Raw genomic sequence first — 6,348 nt, forward strand, 5'->3', positions numbered from 1 at the left:
AACAGCTTCACGCATGCGTGCTTTCGTCCTCAAGGCCGGAAAGGAAAGAGTCATGATTAAGGAGCTTGCAAATGAACATAAGAGAGCCTCGGCGGGTTTTGAACCCTTCAAACTGGTCCAGTTTAAAGGGTTCAGATCACCCGTGGCAGGTCACAACCAGCCTAGTTTCACTCGAGCCAAAGGTTCCACGTCCCTCATTTTGAATTGAACGGATGCGACGCCATATCTTCCACTTCGCGTGCCAAAGCCTTAAGATCCGTATCTCCCCAGATTGACTTCGTCTGTGCGTTTGGCTGTCGCCGCTTGTCTTCTTTTCGACAACAAATGTCTGTTGTGGCCTCTTCATCTCTTTCGACCCCAAGCAACCGTGAAAACTGACGCGACACTGATGGCCCCGCGGGATTTCCGCTGGCGCACCAATATAGCCCTTCCTCGCGTGTTTCAATTGCTTCGCAACGCGCCACCGGCCCTGGACCCGGCAAGATTTGGGACAGCAGGGCTTCGTCTGGGCGAAATGGCAAATCGGGAGCCCCTGGCGTAGCGCGGAGAACGACAAAGCAACGTCTTCCCGGGCCTTCCAGCTCCTCGTCAGTCCAAACCGAGCCTCTTGCGCAGTTCAGTATTTTCCGTTCGCAGCTTCTCCGCCAGTTGCTTGCGGAGCCTCTGATTTTCCTCTTCAAGCCGGACAAGCTCTGCAAACTCATCGGCAGCCCATAAGGGGCTAGTTCCCTCAATGTCCTTTCGCGCGGCTGACTTAGCAGCACCTTTCCAATGATAGTAGGTTTGCTCTGATATACCGGCGCTCTTGATAGCGTCCTTGAGGATATTGCCTTCGCTGACTTTTGTCTCAATCAGCCTGAGCTTCTCGCTCCTCTCTTGCTCGCTATATCCCCTGCGTTTAGCGGCCGGCATCTTTGGTTGAGCTGGTTCGGGGGGCGCCTTCTGGGGCCGTGACGAGCTCCGCTTCTTACCCGTGGGTGCTTTCACTTCTGCATCCGCCACTACAGCCGGAGCAACTGGCCCTGCATTACTTTCGTCAACCATCAGAAATTCCCTCCTTTAGCATCCGAATGTTCTCGGCTGAGTGTTCCACAGAGTCAACCCAACTATTAGAATCCTGCTTTACGGATAATTGATGTTTGGGTGTTTGATCCAGGCTTTGATGATGCCTTATCATCGCCGCTTGGAGCAGCGGCACTATCGGACACGTCTACATGGCAGACCACGCGGACAGAGGCAGTCCTTCGAGCGATACAAAGCAGTCAACACAGCCTGAGGCTGCTTTAAAGCGTTCTGGCGCTGTCAGCCCTCCAATAGATGCGATACGCGACATTCGAAGCATACACCGGGAACATTGCCAGTACGTTGTAACGGACCCTCACCAGCAATTCGCTCGTCGCGCGCTCAAATACTGAGGCAAAGATACTTGGTTTCCACATAGTCATCGATGCCGTATTTGGAGCCTTCGCGGCCTTGCCCCGACTGCTTGACACCGCCGAAGGGAGCTACTTCCGTAGAGATCAGGCCTGTATTGATGCCCACCATGCCGTATTCTAGCGCTTCCGCCACGCGGAATACCTTACTCACATCCTTGGAGTAAAAATAGGATGCTAAGCCGAACTCGGTGTTGTTGGCCATACTGACAACTTCATTCTCGGTCTCGAACTTGAAGAGCGGCGCGACGGGACCGAACGTCTCCTCGCGAGCAATCTTCATGTCCATGGTGGCTCCGGTCAGGACGGTCGGCTCGAAAAACAAACCGCCCCGCGCATTGCCGCCCAGAACCAGATCGGCACCCTTCGTCACGGCGTCCCGGATATGTTCCTCGACCTTGGCGAGAGCCTTTTCCGAGATCAGCGGGCCAGCGTCGACGTCCGGCTCAAACCCGTCGCCGATCGTCATCTCGCTAACCTTGGCAGTCAGCCTCGCGGCAAAGGCGTCGTAAATTCCGGCCTGCACGAAAAGCCTATTGGCGCAGACGCAGGTCTGCCCGTTGTTGCGGTACTTGGCGACCATGGCGCCTTCGACAGCGGCGTCGAGATCGGCGTCGTCAAAGACGATGAACGGCGCGTTGCCTCCGAGTTCCAAGCCCAGCTTCATGATCTGGTCGGCGCCCTGGCGCATCAATATTTTGCCGACATTGGTGGAGCCGGTGAAGGTCAGCTTGCGAACCTTGTCATTGGCACACATTTCTTTGCCAACTTCCGCGGAATCGGTCGACAGGATAACGTTGAAGACTCCGGCAGGCAGGCCGGCGCGCTCTGCGAGCAAGGCTATCGCCAGTGCCGACAGCGGCGTCTCCGCGGCAGGCTTCGAAACCACTGTGCAGCCTGCGGCAGCGGCAGGCGCCAGTTTTCGGGCGAGCATCGCATTCGGAAAATTCCACGGCGTGATCGCCGCCACGACCCCGATCGGCTGTTTGAGGACGATGATGCGCTTGTCCGGCTGGTGGCCCGGAATCGTGTCGCCGTAGACACGCTTCGCCTCCTCGCCAAACCACTCGACGTAAGACGCGCCGTAGAGAATCTCGCCCTTCGCCTCCGTAAGCGGCTTACCCATTTCCATCGTCAGGATGGTGGCGAGGTCTTCGGCATTGGCAATCACGAGGTCGTACAGGTTGCGCAGCACCGCGGCGCGTTCCTTGCCCGTCTTCTCCGCCCATGCCCTTTGCGCCGCGTGGGCCGCATCGATCGCACGTGCGGTTTCGGACCGACTCATGTCGGGCAAGATGGCGATGACCTCGCCGGTCGCCGGATTGCTGACATCGAACGTCTTGCCGCTGTCGCTTCTGTCAAGCCATTCGGCGCCGATCAAACCCTTATCGACAGCGAGGCTGGGATCCTTCAGTTTGACGAGCAGTGTTTCCGAAATCGTCATGCGTAGGTCTCCTGGTGCGTCGCCTTGTTTCCGGGCCGCTACTGTTCCATCGCCCGGCGTCCCACAAATAGCGGCTAATTCACTGACCGAAAACGTGCGCCGACCCGGCATCGAATCTGAGCCAAACGGCATCTCCCCGATTGAGTCCCGAGATCGCTTCATGACCGAAGGGAAGGCGGACGGACAGGTCGTTGCCTTTGCGGGTTTTCGTGGCCACATGGACGTTGTTGCCGAGGAAGGTGATATCGCTGACCGTGACCGGCAACCCGATGTCTGACTTCGTCTTTGACAACAGTAGCCGCTCCGGCCTCAGCATAAGCGCCGCTTTGCTCCCCGAAGAAGCAGTCCCATGAAGCGGAATGTTCGAAATGGTCATGGAACCGCACACAGCAATATCGGCTCGGCCATTGACCGTCGAGACCACGTCGCAAGGGAGAAAATCGCTGTCGCCGATAAACTCGGCCACGAACCGAGTGGCCGGGTTGGCGTATAGTTCCGGCCCTGTGCCGATCTGATCGATCACGCCCTTTGAGAAAACGGCAATGCGATCGGAAAGACGAAGTGCCTCCTCCTGGTCATGCGTGACATACAAGATTGTGACTTCCGTCTGCTGGTGGATCCGGCGGATTTCGTGCTGGATCTCCTCGCGCAGCTTTTTGTCGAGGGCAGAAAGCGGCTCATCCATCAGCAGCACTGGCGGGTCATAGGCGAGTGCGCGGGCCAAGGCCACACGCTGCTGCTGGCCGCCGGACATCTGAGCGGGCTTACGGTCCTCAAAGCCTTCCAACCGGACGAGCTTCAGCATCGCGCGCACCTTGGCGTCGATCTCCGCCTTCCGAAGACGCCTGACCTTTAGCGGAAAGGCGATATTCTCGCCGACGGAAAGATGCGGAAACAGCGTGTAGCGCTGGAACACCATGCCGATATTGCGTTTGTGCGAAGGCGTCGCCAGCAGCGTTTCGCCATTTAGCAAGATGTCCCCGCGCGTCGGGTTCTCAAAGCCGGCCAGGATGTAAAGCGTCGTGCTTTTTCCGGATCCCGAAGGGCCAAGAAAGGTCAGGAATTCCCCCTGTGCAACATCGATAGTAACATCTTGCACGGCCGTCACCGGGCCATACTCCTTGCGGATGCCGCGAATCTGCAGGAAGGGTCTATTCATGATTTTAATCCTTTACGGACGATGGCGACGAGCACCATCAAAAGTACTGTCAAGAGGATGAGAAGCGTGGAGGCGGCGGCAACGACCGGCGTTAAATCCTGGCGCAAGGTCGACCAAACCTTGACGGGAAGCGTCTGAAGCGTCGGGCTCGCCATGAAAATCGCGACGACCACTTCGTCCCAAGAGGTGAGGAAGGAAAATATTGCCGCTGAGAAGACGCCGTGGCTGATGGCCGGCAGCGTCACACGGATTTTGGCTTCGAAAGGCGAAGCGCCGCACAGAACGGCGGCATCCTCAATCGATTTATCAAAGCCCTCGAGCGCATTTGTGATCGACAAGATTGAGAACGGCAGTGCCAGCACCAGATGGGAAATGACGAAGCCGGTGAGGGTTCCATTGAGACCGATCTGCAGGAAGAAGGCGTATAGCGCCACGGCTAGCACGACGACGGGCAGGATCATCGGCGTCAGAAATAGCGCCTTCAACGCTTCCCGAAACAAGAACCGCCCGCGGTTCAGACCGAAAGAAGTGACTAGACCGAGAAGGACCGACAGCACCGTAACGATGATTGCGATGCGGAAGCTCGTCCAGGCAGAGTCCAGCCAACGGGGATCTTCGAGTAGCTCCTGGTACCACCTGAGCGTCCAACCGGGCGGCGGGAATATTAGCCATTGCGACGAACCGAAGGAGAGTGCCGCTATGAATAGGATGGGGAGGAGCAGGAAGGCAGTTGTCAGCAACGTGATGCCGATGAGAACGAGCTTCCACCAGCCCAGACGGTCGAAATTCAGGAGCATGTCAGCGCCCTCCCATCCGGTTTGTGCCGAAGAAACGAAGCTGCACGGCGTACAGCGCTAGGGTGACGACCAGAAGCACCAGGGCCGCGGCGCCGCCCATGCCCCAGTTGACGAGAGACTGGACGAACTGTGCGATGAGCTCCGCGAGCATCATGTTCGAAGTACCGCCGAGCAGCGCCGGCGTAACGAAGTAGCCGAGCGACATCACGAAGACCATAAGCGCACCTGCCGCCATGCCCGGCATTGCGAGCGGCAGCAGCACGCGCACGAGCGACTGCCAGCGATTGGCGCCACAAAGAGCAGCCGCCTGCAGGATGGCAGGATCGATCTTCCGGATGACGCCATAGAGCGGCAGGATGATGAAGGGCAACATGATGTAGGTCATGCCGATCGTCACTCCCGTCAGATTGTTGACGAGCGGAAGCGGCGTATCGATGAGCCCCATTCCAAGCAGCATCTTGTTGATGACACCTGTGCGCTGAAGCAACACCATCCACGCGTAAGTACGCGCAAGAAGGTTCGTCCACATGGATAGAAGCAGAATGGCGAACACAATGGATGCCGCGCGGCTAGGCATGATGGCCAGTGCCCAGGCGACAGGAAAGCCGATCAGCAACGATACAAGTGTGACGAGGCTAGAAACGATGAAGGTGTTTGCGAATATTCGCAGGTAGGTTGATGAGCCCAGCAATTCGGCATAGTTGCCGAGACCCGGCACCGGCTCTGTGACGCTACGCGTTAACAGCATGGCGACCGGCATGACGAAGAACAGGATCAGCAGCCCTAGGGCTGGCAATGTCAGGTCAAAGTCGGTCAGCCGCCGGACCTGTGCAGGCGAATTCGGTCTCCCACTCCCGGTTTCGGTCTGCGATACCATTGTTTCTCCTCCCTAAACGCAAGGCGCGCCGCTTTCCGGCTGCCGGAGCGACCGGAAGAACGCCACAACGTCCTTCCAGCCGTTCCCAATGATTACTTCGCCTGCCAGGCGTACCAGCGCTCGCCGATGGCATCGCGATTCTCGGCCCAGTAGTTCATGTCCGCATTCACTTGGCTTGCCGTCTGCGCGTCCGGCAGGGTCTTCGCCAATTCCGGATCCATCATCTTAGGCGAATCCAGGTTGATCGGCGCGTATCCGGTGATCTTTGCAAGGTCGGCCTGAGCTTCTGGCGATGTGGCGAGCGCTATGAATTGCATCGCCGCTTCCTTGTTCTTCGAGCCCTTGGGGACTACGAGAGCGTCGGCGGCGGTGATGTTCTGTTCCCAGGAAGTCTCGACATTGATGCCGCTTTGCGCGAGCGCCGTCATGCGGCCGTTCCAGACGCTACCGAAAGGCGCTTCGGCGGAGGCGAGGAGCTGTTGCGACTGCGCGCCGCCTGACCACCAGATGATGTCGGACTTAATCGTGTCGAGCTTCTTGAAAGCGCGGTCGAGATCGAGGGGATAGAGCTTGTCGGCCGGCACGCCGTCGGCAAGCAGCGCCGCCTCAATCACACCCGGCGCGGACCACTTGTAGAA

At 58.1% G+C, this 6,348-nt stretch carries 6 protein-coding genes and 1 pseudogene; all 7 read right to left on the bottom strand.

Annotated elements, in window-relative coordinates; genetic code table 11:
• Positions 1–157: 157 nt before the first annotated feature.
• Positions 158–346: pseudogene (locus tag FB009_RS33610) on the bottom strand (hypothetical protein); the annotation flags it as partial.
• A 242-nt stretch (positions 347–588) separates the two neighbouring features.
• Entirely contained in the window at positions 589–1,044 is a 456-nt protein-coding gene (locus FB009_RS32350) for a transposase (RefSeq protein WP_011970930.1), read from the bottom strand.
• A gap of 360 nt (positions 1,045–1,404) precedes the next feature.
• Positions 1,405–2,877 (bottom strand): NAD-dependent succinate-semialdehyde dehydrogenase, encoded by a 1,473-nt coding sequence (locus FB009_RS32355; RefSeq protein WP_024325610.1) that lies wholly within the window; start codon positions 2,875–2,877, stop codon positions 1,405–1,407.
• A gap of 79 nt (positions 2,878–2,956) precedes the next feature.
• Positions 2,957–4,036, bottom strand: a complete 1,080-nt coding sequence (locus FB009_RS32360) for an ABC transporter ATP-binding protein (protein ID WP_011970932.1) — start codon at positions 4,034–4,036, stop codon at positions 2,957–2,959.
• Positions 4,033–4,833, bottom strand: coding sequence for an ABC transporter permease (locus FB009_RS32365; protein ID WP_011970933.1), 801 nt, complete (start codon positions 4,831–4,833; stop codon positions 4,033–4,035). The genes FB009_RS32360 and FB009_RS32365 overlap by 4 nt, the downstream gene beginning before the upstream one ends.
• Position 4,834: 1 nt before the next feature.
• The gene (locus FB009_RS32370; RefSeq protein ID WP_011970934.1) at positions 4,835–5,710 is read right to left on the bottom strand and encodes an ABC transporter permease; all 876 of its coding nucleotides are present in this window, start codon (positions 5,708–5,710) and stop codon (positions 4,835–4,837) included.
• 92 nt (positions 5,711–5,802) lie between these two features.
• The coding region (locus FB009_RS32375) for an extracellular solute-binding protein (protein ID WP_145162737.1) at positions 5,803–6,348 on the bottom strand (546 nt) is incomplete at its 5' end.

Source organism: Sinorhizobium medicae (assembly GCF_007827695.1).
GTDB lineage: Bacteria > Pseudomonadota > Alphaproteobacteria > Rhizobiales > Rhizobiaceae > Sinorhizobium > Sinorhizobium medicae.

What these genes read in the sequence shown, in the direction of transcription:
- FB009_RS32350 (WP_011970930.1), bottom strand. Translation starts at nt 1,044, where the DNA reads ATGGTTGACGAAAGTAATGCAGGGCCAGTTGCTCCGGCTGTAGTGGCG.
- FB009_RS32355 (WP_024325610.1), bottom strand. Translation starts at nt 2,877, where the DNA reads ATGACGATTTCGGAAACACTGCTCGTCAAACTGAAGGATCCCAGCCTC.
- FB009_RS32360 (WP_011970932.1), bottom strand. Translation starts at nt 4,036, where the DNA reads ATGAATAGACCCTTCCTGCAGATTCGCGGCATCCGCAAGGAGTATGGC.
- FB009_RS32365 (WP_011970933.1), bottom strand. Translation starts at nt 4,833, where the DNA reads ATGCTCCTGAATTTCGACCGTCTGGGCTGGTGGAAGCTCGTTCTCATC.
- FB009_RS32370 (WP_011970934.1), bottom strand. Translation starts at nt 5,710, where the DNA reads ATGGTATCGCAGACCGAAACCGGGAGTGGGAGACCGAATTCGCCTGCA.